Here is a 16,619-nt window from a genome sequence, read left to right on the forward strand (position 1 = left end):
ATGCAACGCGAACGTCCACGGTTCCGACTCGGTGGCACGATCCGAGCGGGCAAGTGACGAAAAAGTTCCCGGAAAAGTTCGACCGCCCGAAGCGAGCGTGTGCGTGCGAGATCGTTATACCGACGATCGCTGGTCCAGCCGGCGCGCGACCATGCGTGCATCGAGGTCTGTCAATGCGCGCCGGAGCTCATGCGCGAATTCGTCGTCGTTTGCGTCTTTCGCAATGGCGCCATCGGCGCCGATGTGCCGCCCGATGCGATCGAGGACCGACGGCTCCATGTTGCTGTAGAGCAGCACGGGCAGGTGATTGTACGTGTGACGAATGACGCGAACGAGCGCGGGACCATCGAGGCCTGGCATGTTCACGTCGAGCAGCACGACATCGCATTGCGAGTCGCGAATGGCTGCGAGCGTTCCGAAAGGTCCACGGTGAAATCGTGGCGTGAAGCCAAGCTTCGCTAGCCGGTGGTACGTGGACATCCCGTCATTGTCGTCGTCGTCGATGAAAAGAATGATTGGTGCGGCCTTCATGGTTTCGGCTCCTTTCCGAGGGACGTCGCATTCAGCTATTTCGGCGATGGATTGACATCTCGTCGAAGTGGTTTCGTGTGGAAACGGGTGCGTGAAAAGGCGGCATCAATTCCTTGCTCGAGCGTAGCGAGCGTACGAATGCCGCTCATGTCCGCTCCGAGCTCGATCAATGTTTTTGCGACGAAGGGGCTCACGCCCGTGAGAATCACATTCGCGCCAAGCAGCTTTGCGGCATTGGCACTGCGTAATAAAATATCGGCAATGTCGGCGTCCATGCGGCGAACCCCGGTGACGTCGAGAATGGCGAAATCCGCATGATGACGATTGATACCTGCCAAGAGCGTATCCAGGATTCGTTGTCCACGCGTCGCGTCGATGGAGCCAATGAGAGGCATTGCAATGACACGGGGTCCGATGGGCAATAGCGGTGTAGATAATTCGCGAATAGCGGCTTCTTGCGCGACGATGATTTCTGCATGAAGGCGCGAACGTTCGACTTCAGCCTCTTTGTGGATCGACAAATCACGAATCATGATGGCCATACCAATGGTCCGCGATGTCGTGTCGATGATGGAAAAACTGCTGAGGTCGACGTGAAGCGTCCCGAGCCGCGGGCGCTCGAGCACCACCGTGGAGCGCCAAGATTCGCCCGCCGCGCTTGCCGCACGCAAAGTGTCTTTGGTGGAGTCGTCGACGCCAAGCGCAATGAAAAGCTCGTCCAGGGACGCGTCGAGGCCGATGTCGAAAAGTTTGCGGAACGCACCATTTGCGTACCGAGCTTTTCCGCGCGGATCGACAATCACGATAGCATCGGCGCTCGAAGCCACGAGGGCGGCGAAAATACCAAGCTCCTTGCCTTGCTCTGCAAGCGCCGCGGCACTTTGTTCCGCCCAAGATTCGAGGCCCGTCGTGGTTCGAGCCATTTCATTCAATTCGTGCTTGTCGGTGACGTCGGTCGCCGTCATGGCATACGTCGTCGTACTCGTTGACGGATCGAAGAGCGGTGCACCATTGAATTGGATCCATCGAATGACGGTGCTCGTGACAACAAACCTGCATTCAATGGTGATGCTCACGTGCTCGGACGTCGCACGTCGCCAAGCTTCGACGACGCGTGCGAGATCATCCGGATGCACCGCGTCGAACCATCGCCCTTCCAATGCGTCGCTCGAAGTGGCGCCAGTGAGATATGCCCACCGATTGTTCGCCCAAGACACACTGCCGTCGATCGTCGTCTCGAGCATCGCGATGGGCGCCATCGCAACGAGCGCCCGTAAGCGCCGATCAACGCCATCTCGTGTGGCCTTGTCTGCCTGTCCCGGCTCACACATGTCTCACCCAATGAGTAAAGAAAGCAGGAATAACGCGTCTTGCATCTCGAACGTCCAAACTACACCGGCAAAAAATTGACGGGTAGACATTTTTTGTCTTAGGAGACTATTACTTAAGGTATTTTGCGTGCGAAGCAATGAAGTTTGAAACAAATCGTCACCCAACGTAAGGTTACTTTGCGAGTGACAAACCTGATTCAATGGGTGTCGGCAAATACCTACAGGTCCCCTTGCAGCATGACCTGTGTGAGAATGTAATTCGTCACCAAGATCGACACGCAGCTTTCCACGACTGCATTCGTTGTCGCTAGTCCGACGCCACGTGCCCCACCAGATGCAAAAAAACCGTGTCGACACGCAATCGATGAGATGAGAAATCCAAATACCGAGCTTTTGATGATGCCCATGAAAAGATCCTTGGGCACCGCCGTGTCGCGAATACTCTGCATGAAAATACCAAAATCACCCCCGAGCCACACAATGGCCACCACGTACGCCCCCAGCATTCCCACCGTCGTATACAGAATGCATAGAAGTGGCCCCATCACGACACCCGCAAGCAGCCGCGGCGAAAGCAAATATTGAACGGGACTGACGCCCATCGTCGTGATGGCGTCGATCTGTTCCGTCACACGCATGTTGCCAAGCTCGGCCGCCATCGCGCTGCCCGCTCGAGCCGTAATCATGATCGCGGAAAACACCGGCGCGACCTCGCGCGCCAAACTCACGGCCACGATTCCACCCACGCGACCCTCGGCGCTAAATGCTTTGAGGGCATACGTGGTCTGCAAAGCGAGCACCATGCCGCTGAACGTGCCCGTCAGACCGACGATGAAGATGGACTGCACGCCGATGTAGTCCATCGCGGCGAGCATCTGATTGACGCGAAATGGACGCCGAAAGAGCCAGAGCAACGTTTGGATCGTCAAACTGACGGTCGTCCCGATGCTCTCGAAGACAGAAAGGACCCCTCCGAGGATCCGCTGCCAAGTGCTTGCTTCGGGCTCGCCCACGGGCGCCTCTTCTATCACGCATCGGGCGAAAGGCCGACCGCCGCGCGCAAAGCTCCGTGAAGCTCGCGTGAGCGCCGACCTGTCGCATCGATTCGCGCCGACCGGGAACCATCCGACGAAAGGTCGAACGTGATGCGCAAGGCGTCGCCTCCAAGCGCAGACTCGAAAGGCGCTCCCCATTCGACGACGAGCACCGAACCTTCACCTCGACGCTCGCGAAGACCCAACTGCGCAAGCTCGTCTTCATCCGCAACTCGGTAGAGATCCGCGTGCGCGATGGAAAGACGCGCGGCGTATTCGTGAATCAACGTGAACGTCGGGCTCGTGATGGGTTCGTCGTGAGAAACCCCGAGCGCTCGCGAAAGAGCTCGAGTGAAGAACGTCTTACCTGCACCAAGATCACCCGAAAGGATCACCAAGTCACCTGGAGCGAGCAGGGACGCAAGCGCACGAGCTAGCCGAATCGTCGCACGGCGCGTGGGAAGTGGAAGGGTCGTCGTCACGTCAGAACCGGTAGGTCACGCCTGCCGTAGCACCAAGCGCGCCGCAAACCTAGCGCACCTGACGCACACCCACCTGTCGCGGAAGCTTGCGCTCGCCCCCGAAACCTCGCGCTTCCGTGGTCCATAGCTCCGCCTCGGCGGCTGCGAGCGTTTCGGTCGCTTTGCGATGCCGCGCCTTGACCTCCTGCGGATCCTTCGTTCCTCGTGAGGGCAAGACTTGAACCGCCGACCAAGCAAGCACGGCCGCGTCCCGGCCAAGCCCCGCCCAAATGGTCGGCGGTTCCGCGTGCTGTCGCATCCACCGAGCAAGCGCTGGGGTCGCGATCGCCCGGGGGTCGATGGGATATACGCCCGCGGTCGCAGCGAGCGTTCCCTTCGGGAGCGAAACACCGTCGAGATCCAGACCGACGGCGGTTTGTACGGACGTACCCGAAACGGCAAGGAGCACGTCGGCCACACACGAACCGTACGCAACGACTCCTCCGATGCCGCGCCACGATGGAGGCAATCGTTGACACTCAAACGATTCAGCGTGGCCCATGTCGACGCTGCCCTTGTCGCCCACCCACACGATTTGCCCTGGCTTGACGTGCGAAGCAGCCGGTCGACGTTTGGTCGAAGTCGGCATGTGTGCGGCCAACGCAGCGACGAGTGTCGTGCGAAGTCGCTCGGGCTCTTCACCCATGACGAACACGGACGAAGACGTAGGCGCCGAACGAGCTGGTGGGTGCAGCAAGATGATGGGCACCGATTCGCGCGCTGCGAAGGTCGCAGCGAGCGTTGCTTCTTCGCGATCGATGCCCGTGATGATGATCGCGGCACCATCGGCCACGAGGCCTTCGAGCGCATCTTCGATGCCTTCGACGCGTCCAAGATCGTCGCGCGTCGCAAGCCTTGCATCCGATCCCGGCAGGCCTAGCCCGTGCGTGATGCCTCGCGCCACTTCGGCACCACGTTTTCGTGTTTCCGAACTGCGCACGGAAAGCACGAAGCCCACGGTCGGCGCTTCGACGCGAGCTTCGCCGCCGCCTCCTCCCGCCAGGGTCGCGATCGCATCGGCCCTTGGCCCAAGCAGAGCGCTCGACGTGTCGAGCAGCCGCGTTGCCAAGCTTTGATTGCGTGTCGACAGCGCCGACTCGGCAAGCCTTGCGACGAGCGTCGTTTGAACTGCAAGCTCTTCGTTGGCCGGCTCGACGTGCGCTACGCGGCGCTTTTCGAGGATCGGCAAGAGTTTGTCCGAGGGGATGCTCGCCACGAGATCCGCGAGCTTGGCGCGGATTTCGGCGCGGTGTTCCACGCTCGATTCGTTCAGCCAATCGAGCATCAAGTCGATCGCTCGGCTGTAACGCTTGGCTCCGATGGCGCTCGTCGTGAGCTCTTCATTGAGCAGCGCACGCGCGTGCGGATCGATGAGTTTGCCTCGGAGCGGAAGGAGTTTGTCCAGGGCCGCGTCGGGTTTGCCCGTGCGCCTGAGCGCTGCGCCTTCGATCATCGTGGCGTGATCCGCCGTCGTGCCTCGACCTTTCGTGCGAGCGAAGGCGCGCGAGCTGAGCTCGCGGGCGCGTTCGATGTTGCCGCGATCGAGCGCGATCCATGCGAGCATGACGTCGGCGACGGGGACGAGCGGATCGCTGGCAAAGCGCTCTTCGAAGGCGACGAGGCGCCCTTCGAGCTCGAGTCGGTCCGCGCGGTTTGCCTGAGCGAACGATGCGGAAATCGCACGCAGCTCGATCTGCGCGCGCACCGATGAAGACAGCGGCACGGTGGGCGCATTTTCGGGGCGCGAGCCGGCGCAACCCGCTGAAATGGCCACGCCGATCGCGAGGAGCAGTGCAGCGGAGCCGATGCGATCGCGGGCTTTCGCTGGACGAAGTCGGGTGCCAAAAGGTTGCGTCACCTTGACGTCTTGGCGAGAGTCCCATACATCGCCCACTGCCTGCAAGCCGACGAGGTCGCGTGTCCTCAACATCGAAAGATCAATCTCTCATCGCCAAGCACCGCCGCGCGTTTCTCTTGCGCAAGCTGCACTCGCTGACGGGCATCGTGCCCGTAGGCGGCTTCATGGTGTATCACCTGTGGACGAACGCCAAGGCGCTCGGAGGTCAGGAGCCGTTCGACGCTGCGGTGCGGGAGATCAACCACATGCCGTATCTCCCGGTGTTCGAGGTTGGCCTGATCCTGGCGCCTCTCGCGTTTCACGCGCTCTACGGCGTGAAGCTCGCATTCGAGGCGCGGCACAACGTCACGAAATACAGCACGAGCCGCAATTGGGCGTATACGCTCCAACGAATCACGGGCCTGCTCGCATTTCTCTTCATCGGCTTTCACATGTACCAATACTGGTGGAAGAAACTCATTGGGAGGATGGCTCCCGAGCAGTTTTACCCGGCGCTTTGCGCGGACATGTCATCGTCGGTGAAAGGGATTCCGGTCATTGCCTTGATTTACGTGCTCGGCATCGCGGCGAGCGTATTTCATTTTGCCAATGGCCTGTGGGGATTCTGCTTCTCGTGGGGCATTACCATTTCCCGCCGAGCTCAACAAATGGCGGCCTGGGCCTTCGGCATCGTGGGCCTGGCCGTCTTCGTCTTGGGCGCCAATACGGTCATTTACTTCGCGACGGGTTCGAGCATCCAAGAAAGGCTGCCGTGGTTCGAAAAACCCACGGGCACGCGTTCGTGCCTCGACATCCGCGAGCAGTCCGCGAAATCCCAGGCAGCAGCACCACCCTTGGCAACACCCTGAAGCGACCGGTCATGGCGTAAACGCCCACGGAGCATTCGATCGATATGGCTGGCAAAAGCACGTACCGGAGTGAAGGAGGGAAAGTTCGGCGGGTGATCGTCGTCGGCGGAGGCCTGGCGGGCCTCATGACGGTGATCAAACTTTGCGAAGCGCGAGTTCCCGTCGACTTGATATCGCTCGTACCGGTCAAACGTTCTCATTCGGTATGCGCCCAAGGTGGCATCAATGCGTCGGTGAACACCAAGGGTGAAGGGGACAGCCCCCAAATTCACCTCGAGGAAACCGCGTACGGCGGCGACTTTCTCGCCAATCAGCCGCCCGTCAAGGGAATGGCCGAAGCCGCTCCGAGCATCGTGTTCATGCTCGACCGCATGGGCGTACCGTTCAATCGCACGCCCGAGGGATTGCTCGATTTTCGACGTTTCGGCGGCACGCTTTTTCATCGCACGGCGTATGCCGGCGCGACGACCGGCCAGCAGCTTCTTTACGCGCTCGACGAACAAGTTCGGCGTTACGAATTGCAGGACGTCGTCGATGACCATGGCTTGACCATTCCCGGCGAAAAGATGGTCCGGAAGTTCGAGTTTTGGGACTTTTTGCAAGCCATTCTCGACGATAGCGGCACGTGCGTCGGTTGCATTGCCCAGGATCTCAAGACGATGGAGATTCGGCATTTCCAAGGCGATGCCGTCGTCTTGGCGACGGGCGGAAACGGCGTCGTATTCGGCCGCTCCACGCTGAGCGTCATTTGTACGGGCACGGCGGCGGCGAGCGTTTATCGGCAAGGTGCGGTGTACGCGAATGGTGAATTCATTCAAGTCCATCCGACGGCCATTCCTGGCGCGGACAAACTTCGATTGATTTCGGAGAGCGCTCGTGGTGAAGGCGGTCGCGTGTGGGTCCCGAAAGATTCGACGGACAAACGCGAGCCCAAAGACATTCCGGAAAAAGAACGCGATTATTTCCTCGAGCGAATGTATCCCGGTTATGGAAATCTCGTTCCGCGGGACATTGCATCGCGCGCCATTTTCAAGACGTGTTTTCATGAAAAACGCGGCGTGTTCAATGGGAAAACCGGCCGCAATGAAAACGAAGTGTACCTCGACCTGACGCACAAAGACGAAAAGTTTTTGCGCACGCGGCTCAGCGGCATTCTGGAGATTTACGAAAAGTTCGCCGGCGTCGATCCGTACAAGAACCCGATGAAGGTTTTTCCGGCCGTACACTATTCGATGGGCGGATTGTGGGTCGACTTCGAACGCGACAGCCGCGGATCGCTTCGCGTGGGGTCGCCTCGTAATCATGCGACGAGCATTCCAGGCCTGTATGCCGTCGGCGAAGTGGATTATCAGTACCACGGCGCGAATCGTCTCGGCGCGAATTCGCTCTTGTCGTGCATTTACGGCGGAATCGTCACGGGTCCATCGGTCGCGAGTTACCAAAAGAGCCTCGCGAAAAGCGCATTCGATTTGCCGAAATCGATCTTCGAGAAAGCCGAAAAAGCTTGTCGAGAAGATTACGAGCGCATTCTGGCACAAAACCGCGACGTGGCGGACGCTGAAAACCCGTACAAGCTGCACGAAGAGCTTGGCGACGTCATGCTTCGCGATTGCACGATCGAGCGCGACAATGCGACGCTCGACAAGGTGCTCGAGAAGATTTCGGAATTCGACGAGCGAGTGAAGAAGGTGTCGTGTTCGGATCGGTCGCAAAGGGTCAATCAACCGGCGCAATTCATACGACACCTGGAAAACATGCTCGCGCTCTCGCGGGTCATTGCGGAAGGGGCCAGGCGCCGTGACGAATCGCGTGGCGCGCATTACAAGCCAGCTTTTCCGCGGCGAAATGATTCCGAATGGCTGCGGACGACCTTGGCCAAGCACGAAGGGCCGGGCAAAGTCCGGTTCATTCGGGAATTCGATTATTCGTGCGCGGGTCAACCGGTGCACGTGACCGATGCGGTAGACACGAGTCTCGTGGCGCCTCGCGAGCGCAAATACGAGCAGGCGGGCGCTGCGAGCGCGGCTGCGACGGGAAAGAAGTAATCATGGCCAAGCAAACGAGCGTCGAGGACAACGGAACGGGCCGCCGCGTTCATCTCCGCATTTGGCGTCAGGACGGGCAGGAGTTGCCCGAAACGAGGCGGCTCGAGGAATTCAAGGTTCCGTATTTGCCGCAGATGAACGTCATCAGCGCTTTGCAACAAATTCAAAAAGACCCTCGCACGGCCGATGGCAAAAGCGTGGCGCCCATTGTGTGGGAATCGTCGTGCCTCGAAGAAGTTTGCGGCGCATGCACGATGCTCATCAATGGTCGCGTTGGGCAGGCGTGTTCGGCGCTCGTGGACAAGCTCGCGCCGAATGGTGAGCCCATTACGCTCGCGCCCATGACGAAGTTTCCGCTCGTCCGGGACCTCGTGGTGGATCGCGGTCGCATGTTCGAGGACATGAAGCGGGTGCATGCGTGGATCGACATCGATGGCACGCACGACTTGGGGCCTGGGCCGCGAGAATCGCAGGAGCAGCAAGAGGAGCGATATCCGCTGTCGCGCTGCATGACGTGCGGGTGTTGTCTCGAGGCGTGTCCGCAATATGGTCCGCAGACGAAATTCGTGGGTGCATTTGCGGTGAACTTGGTGCGTCTTTACAACATGCATCCGTCGGGAGCGCTGCACAAGAATGCGCGGCTCGAGTCGGTCATGGACGAGGGCGGGGTGCAAGATTGCGGCAAGTCGCAGAATTGCGTCGAGGTTTGTCCGAAGGAGATACCGCTCGTCGACAGCATTGCGTCCGTGTCGCGGGATGCGACGAAGCGGCTCTTGTTTGGGTGGCTGTTGAAGTAGCCGCTTGCAGCAGCCAGTAGACGCGGTAGCATGGGCGCATGGAAACGCTCCTGTCCCGCATCACGTCGGATCCAGAAGTCTGCGGTGGGCAACCCTGTGTTCGCGGCATTCGGATCCCAGTGTCCCTTGTCCTCAAGCACCTGGCGGCGGGCAGGACGGCAGCGCAGATTGTGGATGAATTTCCAGAACTTGAAACAGAAGACATTCCGGCATGTCTTCAGTATGCAGCTTGGTTGGCATCAGGCCGCACCGTGGTGATACCGTCGGCCGCATGAGTGACACTATCATCGAGGCCCAATTTAAAACTGCTTCCACATCGCTAAGGGCCGACTAAGCTGTCATTCGCATGAAATTCATTGTAGATATCAACGTTTCGCGTCGAGTCGTTGAACGACTTTGCGATGCCGGTCACGATGCGGTGCACGTTTCAGCACTGATGGACTGTCGAGCAAAAGACAAACAGATTTTGGAAGAGGGTCGGCGTCGCAATGCTGTCGTCGTCAGCCATGACCAAGATTTTGCTGCAATATTGGCAACGACGGGCGCTTCGACACCATCGCTCATCAATATTCGTATGTCGTACGTTGACGTTGATCGGCTCGTGCACGTGCTTCTTGATGTGGTTCGCGCGGCGGGGCAGGAACTAGCGACGGGCGCAATCGTTACCGTCGATGATCGCGGCGTTCGCATTCATCAATTGCCGGTTCGGTGATCGGTTCCTTTAGCCACCTCTTCAATCGCATTTGGGCGTCGTCGTGCGTAACGACACGACCGTCAGCGAACGCACGCTCACCGACGGCGATACCTTCCAATATCTTGCGCGAAGATTCGCTATTTGCATTGGCGCTCGATGTGGCCGGGCGATTACGCATGGTTCGTGGTTACCACCTTGGACTGTATAATGCAACGACAGCTTTCAGAATTTCCGTTGCCCATCAACTATCCAAGCAAATGGCACAAAAATAAAAACCGCGGGGCAGGATGCCTTTTCAGGCTCACTGCACCCGCGGGAAAAGTGTGCGGGATCAGAATTCCCGCGAATATCTGATCCATGGTTCTGTTTCAGGCGAATCCGATGCGTCGGGCGCGTTTGCCGTCGGAGCGCTCGATTGCACGGCCTTCACCGATCGTGCTTCCTGAACGTCAGGGCTCGAATGGTTGGTTTCCAACATCCACGAAATGAAACCCAGCGCCCCGACCAAAGCCAGGACGAGCATTGAAATCGCCGAGCACGCCATGGGCATGCGCGTACGAGCGCCATTGACATGCATCATCGCAAGCGTCACGAATGCCTCCTCGATTTGTGGACGGATCAAAAAAGTGCAAATGAGCACGCATTGCCTGACCCCCAGGCATTTCGTGACCCGTCCGATGGATTACGCAAGCTCGGGACGACGTCCGATTTTCAATCGTCCAACGAGCGGCGCCTATCATAACGCGCGCAAAAACAATTTCCACCCCAATAAATGAATGGTCGGACAGGATATGTCCTATCTATGATCAGCGATTTTGTGCGGAATAAAGCCCCCTTTTCAACAGGCCCACGCGCTTCCAGATGGAAACGCGCAACCCCCATTTTACCTTCCGCGATAGGGCACGCGACCGTACGTTTCCAGGGGTTTTGGAAAAAGGCCTTGGGATTCGATCAACGCCAAGGACCAATGCCCATCCCAGGCATCAAGCCCGGACCCCAACCTGGACCACGCGGATACCAAGTCCGGCCGCCTTGCAGCGAAGTCAAGATTCGCGGCGCCAAGATGTGGCTCAAATACGTGCACGTCTGATGCGATCGATACGTCTGATTGCATCCAACCCACGCTCCAAGCGGTGTGCGCGTCCCGTCGTCCGCATACTGCACGACCTCACCCGTCGGCAGCACGCTCAGCCACGCATTTTGCTCGTTGTCCTTCGACGCATGCAGCACGCCCACGGTGCCCAAAAGTTTGTCCCCAGGACCCATCACATGACCCGTTGGTTCGAGCAGCGCGACGGGATCGTTGTTCGAGTCCCACATGCGCCCGCCTCGATCGACCGTAAGCTGCTGGTTGTCGTTCAACAGCACGCGACCATCGGGAAAAAGATCGACGACCGACGTCGCCACGATCCATCGCGCGCGGGGAATCTCGAGCGGCGCGCCTCCACGCGCCCAATTCGCGGGCGCCGTTCGAGTACACCCCAAAAGTCCGGAGAGACAAACCGACGCAAGGACGAATCGGCGAAGCATCGATCCTCAGGATAGCGCAAGAGGAGCTCAAGGGCCGCGATGCGCTGGCCGATCCGTCAGACCTTCTCGATCGACTGTTTGCCCAAGAGCCCTGTCGGCTTGACGAGCAACACCGCGATCAAAACCGTGAAGACCAGGACGTCTTGCAGACCCGAATACTGCGTGAGCTTGGTCAATTCGCCGATGATGCCAATGAGCAGGCCGCCGAGCATCGCGCCGGGGATGCTGCCGATGCCTCCGATGACCGCTGCCACGAAGGCGCGCGTGCCGATGACGACACCCATCGTCGGATAGACCTGTGATTGGTCGAGGCAATACAGGACGGCTCCGATGGCCGCGAGAACCGATCCGGTGATGAACGTGATGGCGATGATGCGCGAAGTGCGAATGCCCATGAGGCGCGCGGCTTCGATGTTCACGCTGAGCGCGCGCATCGCTTTGCCCATCCACGTGCGATGCACGATGAACTGCAGCGCAATCATCGTGGAAAAGGCCGTGATGAAAATGACCTTGCGCGTGTGCTCGATGGGCAAAAGTTGCGGATAGCCTCGGTACTGAGCGGTGAAGAGGAGCTGCGCGAGGTTCTGCAAGAGCACGCTCATGCCGAGCGCCGTCACGAGCGGCGTGATGCGCGTGTTGGCTTTGCCCTTGCCGCGCGTGCGAAGCGGTTCGTACGCGACGCGTTCGACGAGCATGCCGAGCATGCCGGCAAATGCCATCGCGACGAGCGTTCCGCCGATGCCTGCGACGAGCGGTGCGTCTTTGCCTCCGAGGCCCGTGATGGCAAACAGTCCGACGAACGCGGCCATCATGAAGACCTCGCTGTGCGCGAAGTTGATGAGCTTCAAGATGCCGTAGACCATCGTGTAGCCAAGCGCGACGAGGGCAATCATCGACCCTTGGGCGAGCCCTGTGACGAGGGCATTGACGATCTTCATGATCATGGAGCCACCAAAACCTCGAGCGCCGAAAAGCGGGGGCAGAGGGTAACTGAAACGAGCCTACTGCGGCTAGGGCAGGCCGAGCATCCCACCCACTTCGCCATCGTGCACCAAGGATTCGACAGGACGCGTCGTCAGCGTTTCTTGTCGTTCACCGTCGCGTAGTAGGTGAATTTCTTGTTCTTGATCTGCACGACGACGATGGACTTGTCGGCATTTCGAGCAGGATCGATGGTGATCGTTCCCGTGGCTCCGGCAAACCCTTTCGTGTCGGCGATGGCATCGCGAATGCCTTCGGGCGTGTCCGCTTTCGCACGACCCATCGCATCGAAAAGCAGCTTCGCCGAATCGTAACCCATGGCGGAGAGGCTGGTTGGATCCCGCTTGAAACGAGTCTTGTACGACTTGAGGAAAGCTTGCGCATTCGGCCAAGGGACATCGGGCGCGTAGTGATTCGTGAAGTACGCGCCCTCCATTTCGTCGCCAGCATCCGTGAGGAGCGTATCGGCATCCCAGCCATCGCCCCCGACAAAAAAGCTTCCAGACACGCCGGCGGCCTTCGCTTGCCGCGCGATCGGCACCATCGCGTTGTAGTAAATCGGCGCGTAGACGATCTCGGCCTTGGCGTCGCGGATCTCGTTGATGAACGTCGTGAAGTTCGTCTCGGTCTTGAGAAAACTTTTTTCGATGACGATCTCGGCGCCGAGCTTCTTGGCTTCATCGCGAAACTGCGATGCGAGGCCGGACGAGTACACGTCGTCGGACGCGAAAAGAATGGCGACCTTCTTTTTTCCCAGCGTCTTGACGACAAACTCGGCGCCCATCTTGCCTTGAATGTCGTCGGTGAAGCAGACGCGGAAGATGAACGGACCAATTTGCGTGACTTCCGGCGCCGTGGCGGAAGGCGTGATCATCGGGATCTTGTGCTTGTTGGCGACCAGCCCGCCGACCATCGAACGCGACGACGTCACTTCGCCCAAGAGCGCCACGACCTTGTCGCGCGTGATGAGTTGCAAGACCTTGTTGTTGGTCTCTTGCGGCGTCGACTTGTTGTCCTCGTAAAGGACCTTGACCTGTCGGCCCTTGATGCCGCCGCCCGAATTGGCTTCGTCGACCGCGAGCTCGATGCCTTCTTTCGTCTCGATGCCGAATTGCGTCTCGGCACCGGACAAACTCAGGTAAGCGCCCACCTTCCAAGGTTCGTGCGTGCCCGAAGGGTTTGCTCCGCCGGCGGGATCAGGTGTGGGATCGGATTTTTTGTCGCACGCGGCGAAACAGAGCGCGCTCGCACTGACCACGGCGAGCGCCAAGATCCGCCTTCGTTCCCAACCCAGTCGTCCGACCATCGACTGCTCCTCGTCGTCCTTGCCGCGGCGGCGCAAAGCCGCGCCGAGGATGAGTACCATCATCGCGGCGAAACGTCAGCATTCTGCGTGTCGGGCGAGAGCAGAACACGTCGCCGACGCGCCCAGACGAACCGCTCGACGTTGCCTTTGGGGCCCGCCACGGCGCTATCGACCTCGCTCACGATGTCGAAGCCGGCGGCTTGGATGGCGTGGCGCGCCGCATCGATCGCTTCATTTCGCGTTGCGGAATCCCGGATGACACCGCGTCCGCGTGATGCAGCTTCGCGTCCCGCCTCGAATTGCGGCTTGACCAGCGCGACCAGATCTTTGCCTGGATCCAAGAGCGATGCGATGGGGCCGATGAGTTTTCCAATACCAATGAACGAAGCATCGACCACGACGAGATCGAGTCCGTGCACGAGGTCCTCGCGCCTGAGATCGCGTGCATTCGTACGTTCGCGAACGGTCACGCGTACGTCCGCGCGGAGTTTGTCCGCGAGCTGTCCGTGTCCAACGTCGACCGCGAGCACATGCGCCGCTCCACGTTGAAGCAAGCAATCCGTGAAGCCTCCCGTGGAAGCACCGACATCGAGGCAGTGCTTGTTCGCAACATCGAGCCCCAACGCTGCGAACTCCGTGAGGGCATGATCGAGTTTGTCCCCGCCACGCGAGACAAACTTGGGCGATGCCGCGATGTCGAGCGGCGCATCGGGAGCTACGAGCATCCCCGGTTTGTCTATCCGCACCGGGCCACTCGTGACCTTGCCGGCCATGATGAGCGCCTGCGCTTTGGCTCGAGTATCCGCGAGGCCGCGGCTGACCAGAAGCGCATCGGCGCGCACGCGAGCAGTCGAACGAGTCATGGCGCGAAGTCGTCGCCATGAATGGCACGAGCGACGGCCCAGAGGCCATCGCCAATGCGCGGTCCCGGCCGCAGCGCATCGGATCCCACGGCACGGATGCGACCTTGCTTCACTGCGCGAAGTTCCTTCCAACCCGGGGCATCCGTCACGCGTTCGCGCATGGACTTCGTGGCTTGCATGTCGGATGCCCCGTCGAGAAGGAGGTCGGGGTCGAGCGTCAAGAGATGCTCGAGGCCGATCGTTGGGTACGGGCCGCCTTTGGTGACGACGTTCTCCGCGCCAGCTTCGCGAAGCACTTCATCGGTGAAGCTTCCGGGACCCGCTGCGATGACCGGAGCGATGTCGAACGCGAACAAAACACGGACGCGAGGTTTGCCCTCGAGCTTGGTCCTCAAAGCTTTGTGTTTGTCCTCGATGTCACGCACGACGCGCTGTGCACCAGCCATGCGATCGACGCGTTTTCCCAGGTCCGTGATCATCGTATTGATGGCGGCGATCGTTTCCGTTTCCGGGAAAAACGTCTCGATCCCGTGCGCTCGAAGGTTTTGCTCGAGCGTCGGACCCGCGGGACCTCGCCCGCCGATGACGAGTGACGGTGACAGGGCGACGATCGCTTCGACGTTCGGATCGGAAAAGCCGCCGACAGCCGGAAGCTTCTTGGCTTCTGCGGGGACGTCGCAATAACGCGAGCGCCCGACGAGCGCGTCACCCGCGCCGATGGCGAACATGGTCTCGGTCGTGTTCGGCGAGATCGATACGACCCGCAAGGGTTTTTCCTTGGCGGGTGCTCGCGAGCATGCCGAGACGGCCGCTGCCATCAGCGCGAGAAGGTTTTGTCTGCGGGTGATGATGGGCATGTCTGAGCAAGCGTCGATTTAGCGGCTACGGCGCCGCAAACCAAGCGCTGCGAGGCCAAGAGCGAGCGCGAGGCCAGACCAAGGCGCGGGTTTGGAATGGCTAGCCGACATGCTGCACGACGTATCGTTCGTCGTGTCCTTGTTGGGGTCGACTTCTTCGGGAGGCGGAGGATCCTGGAAACACACGTTCTGCCCGGCGCTGTCCGGCTGGCAAGACCAGCCATCGGGGCACGGGGCGAGATCGCTGCACAAGCGTGTGCAGTACTGCGCGTAGCCGTCGTTGATGCAGCGTCCCGATACGCAGCCCGACGGGTCCGTGCAAGCATCGCCAAGAGGCATGGAATATTCGGGATCCGTCGGCCAACCGTTCACCCAGGAAGGTGCATCGTAACCACCGAGCTCGGCGGCGTGCGTTGCGGTTTCTTTGATCCAATCGCTCCACGAATGAACGTACCCGTAGATGGGATCGGAGCAGTTGAAGCCGCCACGTGACGTCACGCCGATGACGCGGTTTTTCTCATCGATAGCAGGGCCGCCCGAGTCGCCCTGACAAACCCCGGCGTTGCCCATCCATTCGGTTGCCTTGACGTAGAACGAAGGACACTGGTCGGCGACGCAGTTGATCTGCAAGTCGTCACGCCTGCGCCGCGTGCCGGCGCCCGAGCCCGAACCGTTTGTCGCGCCGTACCCGATGGCCGAATACTTCTCGCCCTTCACGAGCGGCTCGTCGATGCGGGGCACGAGCGGTTTGGCGATGTTGGGATCGACGTTGTCCTTGAGGATGAGGATCGCCTGGTCGTTGCCGCAGAACTTGTTGTCGGCGGGAAGCGTCACGACCTCTTGCACGGCCACGTATCCGACCTGTGATTGCGGCATCTGCGTCTCGAACGTGACGTAGTACTGGCTGGCCGCGACAGGCGGGTAGAACGTGGTCACGCCGCATTCGACCGCACCCTGGTTGTTGTTGATTTCCGATACGCAGTGGCGCGCGGTGAGCACCATGTTCGGCGTGAGCAGCGAGCCCGTGCAGATGCCGCCGAGGTTGTTGGCGTAGATCCCGACGACGTTCTTGTCGTTTTCATCGGTGTATCCGCCGGTGATCTCTTGTTCCGCAGCGGCCAGTGAGCGCTCCGATTCGTCGGAGGGTTCGGGACCGCATCCCACGACAGCAAGCGAGAGGGCGCCGAACACAAGGGGCAAGCAAGAACGGGGGGCAAACGGCGACATCGACAAACCTCCGACTGTTACGAAAGGACGAACCGCCGGGCGATGCGCAGAAGCCAGGCTGGTACGAAGCGCGCATTGTACGAACGCACCTCTGCACGCGCACGGAGTTGTACGTCGCGCGGAAAGCTTCGACGGGACCGTACGCGTCATGGAATGACGTGGGCCGGATCGCGAGGATGCAGCGTGTCGAAGATGG

General features: G+C 60.0%; 17 protein-coding genes. 5 read left to right on the forward strand and 12 right to left on the reverse strand.

Translation table 11 applies throughout. The annotated features are described in order from the left end of the window. Positions 1 to 114: 114 nt before the first annotated feature. The 5 genes from IPM54_16895 to IPM54_16915 form a co-directional block, all read right to left on the reverse strand. On the reverse strand, positions 115 to 531 hold the full coding sequence (locus IPM54_16895) for a response regulator (protein MBK9261470.1): 417 nt from the start codon (positions 529 to 531) through the stop codon (positions 115 to 117). Between the two features lie 35 nt (positions 532 to 566). Next, entirely contained in the window at positions 567 to 1,862 is a 1,296-nt protein-coding gene (locus tag IPM54_16900) for a PAS domain S-box protein (protein ID MBK9261471.1), read from the reverse strand. A gap of 218 nt (positions 1,863 to 2,080) precedes the next feature. Next, the gene (locus IPM54_16905; protein MBK9261472.1) at positions 2,081 to 2,875 is read right to left on the reverse strand and encodes an ABC transporter permease; all 795 of its coding nucleotides are present in this window, start codon (positions 2,873 to 2,875) and stop codon (positions 2,081 to 2,083) included. A gap of 14 nt (positions 2,876 to 2,889) precedes the next feature. Then, the gene (gene tsaE, locus IPM54_16910) at positions 2,890 to 3,378 is read right to left on the reverse strand and encodes a tRNA (adenosine(37)-N6)-threonylcarbamoyltransferase complex ATPase subunit type 1 TsaE (protein ID MBK9261473.1); all 489 of its coding nucleotides are present in this window, start codon (positions 3,376 to 3,378) and stop codon (positions 2,890 to 2,892) included. 49 nt (positions 3,379 to 3,427) lie between these two features. Further along, on the reverse strand, positions 3,428 to 5,347 hold the full coding sequence (locus IPM54_16915; protein MBK9261474.1) for a hypothetical protein: 1,920 nt from the start codon (positions 5,345 to 5,347) through the stop codon (positions 3,428 to 3,430). Here IPM54_16915 and IPM54_16920 point away from each other — a divergent pair. From IPM54_16920 to IPM54_16940, 5 genes are all read left to right on the forward strand, one after another. After that, entirely contained in the window at positions 5,335 to 6,123 is a 789-nt protein-coding gene (locus IPM54_16920) for a succinate dehydrogenase (protein MBK9261475.1), read from the forward strand. The two genes, IPM54_16915 and IPM54_16920, sit on opposite strands and share 13 nt — an antisense overlap. 44 nt (positions 6,124 to 6,167) lie before the next feature. After that, complete coding sequence (sdhA, locus tag IPM54_16925) at positions 6,168 to 8,168, forward strand: succinate dehydrogenase flavoprotein subunit (protein MBK9261476.1); 2,001 nt, start codon at positions 6,168 to 6,170, stop codon at positions 8,166 to 8,168. Between the two features lie 2 nt (positions 8,169 to 8,170). Continuing rightward, on the forward strand, positions 8,171 to 8,965 hold the full coding sequence (gene sdhB, locus IPM54_16930) for a succinate dehydrogenase iron-sulfur subunit (GenBank protein MBK9261477.1): 795 nt from the start codon (positions 8,171 to 8,173) through the stop codon (positions 8,963 to 8,965). Positions 8,966 to 9,003: 38 nt separating this feature from the next. Further along, positions 9,004 to 9,240, forward strand: a complete 237-nt coding sequence (locus IPM54_16935) for a DUF433 domain-containing protein (protein MBK9261478.1) — start codon at positions 9,004 to 9,006, stop codon at positions 9,238 to 9,240. A gap of 71 nt (positions 9,241 to 9,311) precedes the next feature. Beyond that, positions 9,312 to 9,677: a DUF5615 family PIN-like protein gene (locus IPM54_16940; GenBank protein ID MBK9261479.1), complete on the forward strand. Its 366-nt coding sequence runs from the start codon at positions 9,312 to 9,314 to the stop codon at positions 9,675 to 9,677. A gap of 313 nt (positions 9,678 to 9,990) precedes the next feature. On the opposite strand, the gene IPM54_16945 is transcribed toward IPM54_16940, so the two are convergent. The 7 genes from IPM54_16945 to IPM54_16975 form a co-directional block, all read right to left on the reverse strand. Then, positions 9,991 to 10,251 carry a hypothetical protein gene (locus IPM54_16945; GenBank protein ID MBK9261480.1) on the reverse strand — a complete coding sequence of 87 codons (261 nt, stop codon included), beginning with the start codon at positions 10,249 to 10,251 and terminating at the stop codon, positions 9,991 to 9,993. Positions 10,252 to 10,610: 359 nt separating this feature from the next. Continuing rightward, entirely contained in the window at positions 10,611 to 11,189 is a 579-nt protein-coding gene (locus IPM54_16950) for a hypothetical protein (GenBank protein ID MBK9261481.1), read from the reverse strand. Between the two features lie 56 nt (positions 11,190 to 11,245). Next, positions 11,246 to 12,130 (reverse strand): branched-chain amino acid ABC transporter permease, encoded by an 885-nt coding sequence (locus IPM54_16955; GenBank protein ID MBK9261482.1) that lies wholly within the window; start codon positions 12,128 to 12,130, stop codon positions 11,246 to 11,248. A gap of 134 nt (positions 12,131 to 12,264) precedes the next feature. Then, positions 12,265 to 13,476, reverse strand: a complete 1,212-nt coding sequence (locus tag IPM54_16960) for an ABC transporter substrate-binding protein (protein ID MBK9261483.1) — start codon at positions 13,474 to 13,476, stop codon at positions 12,265 to 12,267. Positions 13,477 to 13,535: 59 nt separating this feature from the next. Continuing rightward, positions 13,536 to 14,339: a TlyA family RNA methyltransferase gene (locus IPM54_16965; protein ID MBK9261484.1), complete on the reverse strand. Its 804-nt coding sequence runs from the start codon at positions 14,337 to 14,339 to the stop codon at positions 13,536 to 13,538. Beyond that, on the reverse strand, positions 14,336 to 15,196 hold the full coding sequence (locus tag IPM54_16970) for an ABC transporter substrate-binding protein (protein ID MBK9261485.1): 861 nt from the start codon (positions 15,194 to 15,196) through the stop codon (positions 14,336 to 14,338). The genes IPM54_16965 and IPM54_16970 overlap by 4 nt, the downstream gene beginning before the upstream one ends. An 18-nt stretch (positions 15,197 to 15,214) precedes the next feature. Then, positions 15,215 to 16,423, reverse strand: coding sequence for a S1 family peptidase (locus tag IPM54_16975; protein ID MBK9261486.1), 1,209 nt, complete (start codon positions 16,421 to 16,423; stop codon positions 15,215 to 15,217). Positions 16,424 to 16,619 lie beyond the last annotated feature (196 nt).

It is taken from the genome of Polyangiaceae bacterium (assembly GCA_016715885.1).
Lineage (GTDB): Bacteria > Myxococcota_A > Polyangia > Polyangiales > Polyangiaceae > Polyangium.

Excerpts from the sequence above, each read along its gene's own strand:
- IPM54_16895 (MBK9261470.1), bottom strand. The coding sequence starts at position 531 with ATGAAGGCCGCACCAATCATTCTTTTCATCGACGACGACGACAATGAC.
- IPM54_16900 (MBK9261471.1), bottom strand. The coding sequence starts at position 1,862 with ATGTGTGAGCCGGGACAGGCAGACAAGGCCACACGAGATGGCGTTGAT.
- IPM54_16915 (MBK9261474.1), bottom strand. The coding sequence starts at position 5,347 with ATGTTGAGGACACGCGACCTCGTCGGCTTGCAGGCAGTGGGCGATGTA.
- sdhA (MBK9261476.1), top strand. The coding sequence starts at position 6,168 with ATGGCTGGCAAAAGCACGTACCGGAGTGAAGGAGGGAAAGTTCGGCGG.
- sdhB (MBK9261477.1), top strand. The coding sequence starts at position 8,171 with ATGGCCAAGCAAACGAGCGTCGAGGACAACGGAACGGGCCGCCGCGTT.
- IPM54_16935 (MBK9261478.1), top strand. The coding sequence starts at position 9,004 with ATGGAAACGCTCCTGTCCCGCATCACGTCGGATCCAGAAGTCTGCGGT.
- IPM54_16940 (MBK9261479.1), top strand. The coding sequence starts at position 9,312 with ATGAAATTCATTGTAGATATCAACGTTTCGCGTCGAGTCGTTGAACGA.
- IPM54_16950 (MBK9261481.1), bottom strand. The coding sequence starts at position 11,189 with ATGCTTCGCCGATTCGTCCTTGCGTCGGTTTGTCTCTCCGGACTTTTG.
- IPM54_16960 (MBK9261483.1), bottom strand. The coding sequence starts at position 13,476 with ATGGTCGGACGACTGGGTTGGGAACGAAGGCGGATCTTGGCGCTCGCC.
- IPM54_16965 (MBK9261484.1), bottom strand. The coding sequence starts at position 14,339 with ATGACTCGTTCGACTGCTCGCGTGCGCGCCGATGCGCTTCTGGTCAGC.
- IPM54_16970 (MBK9261485.1), bottom strand. The coding sequence starts at position 15,196 with ATGCCCATCATCACCCGCAGACAAAACCTTCTCGCGCTGATGGCAGCG.
- IPM54_16975 (MBK9261486.1), bottom strand. The coding sequence starts at position 16,423 with ATGTCGCCGTTTGCCCCCCGTTCTTGCTTGCCCCTTGTGTTCGGCGCC.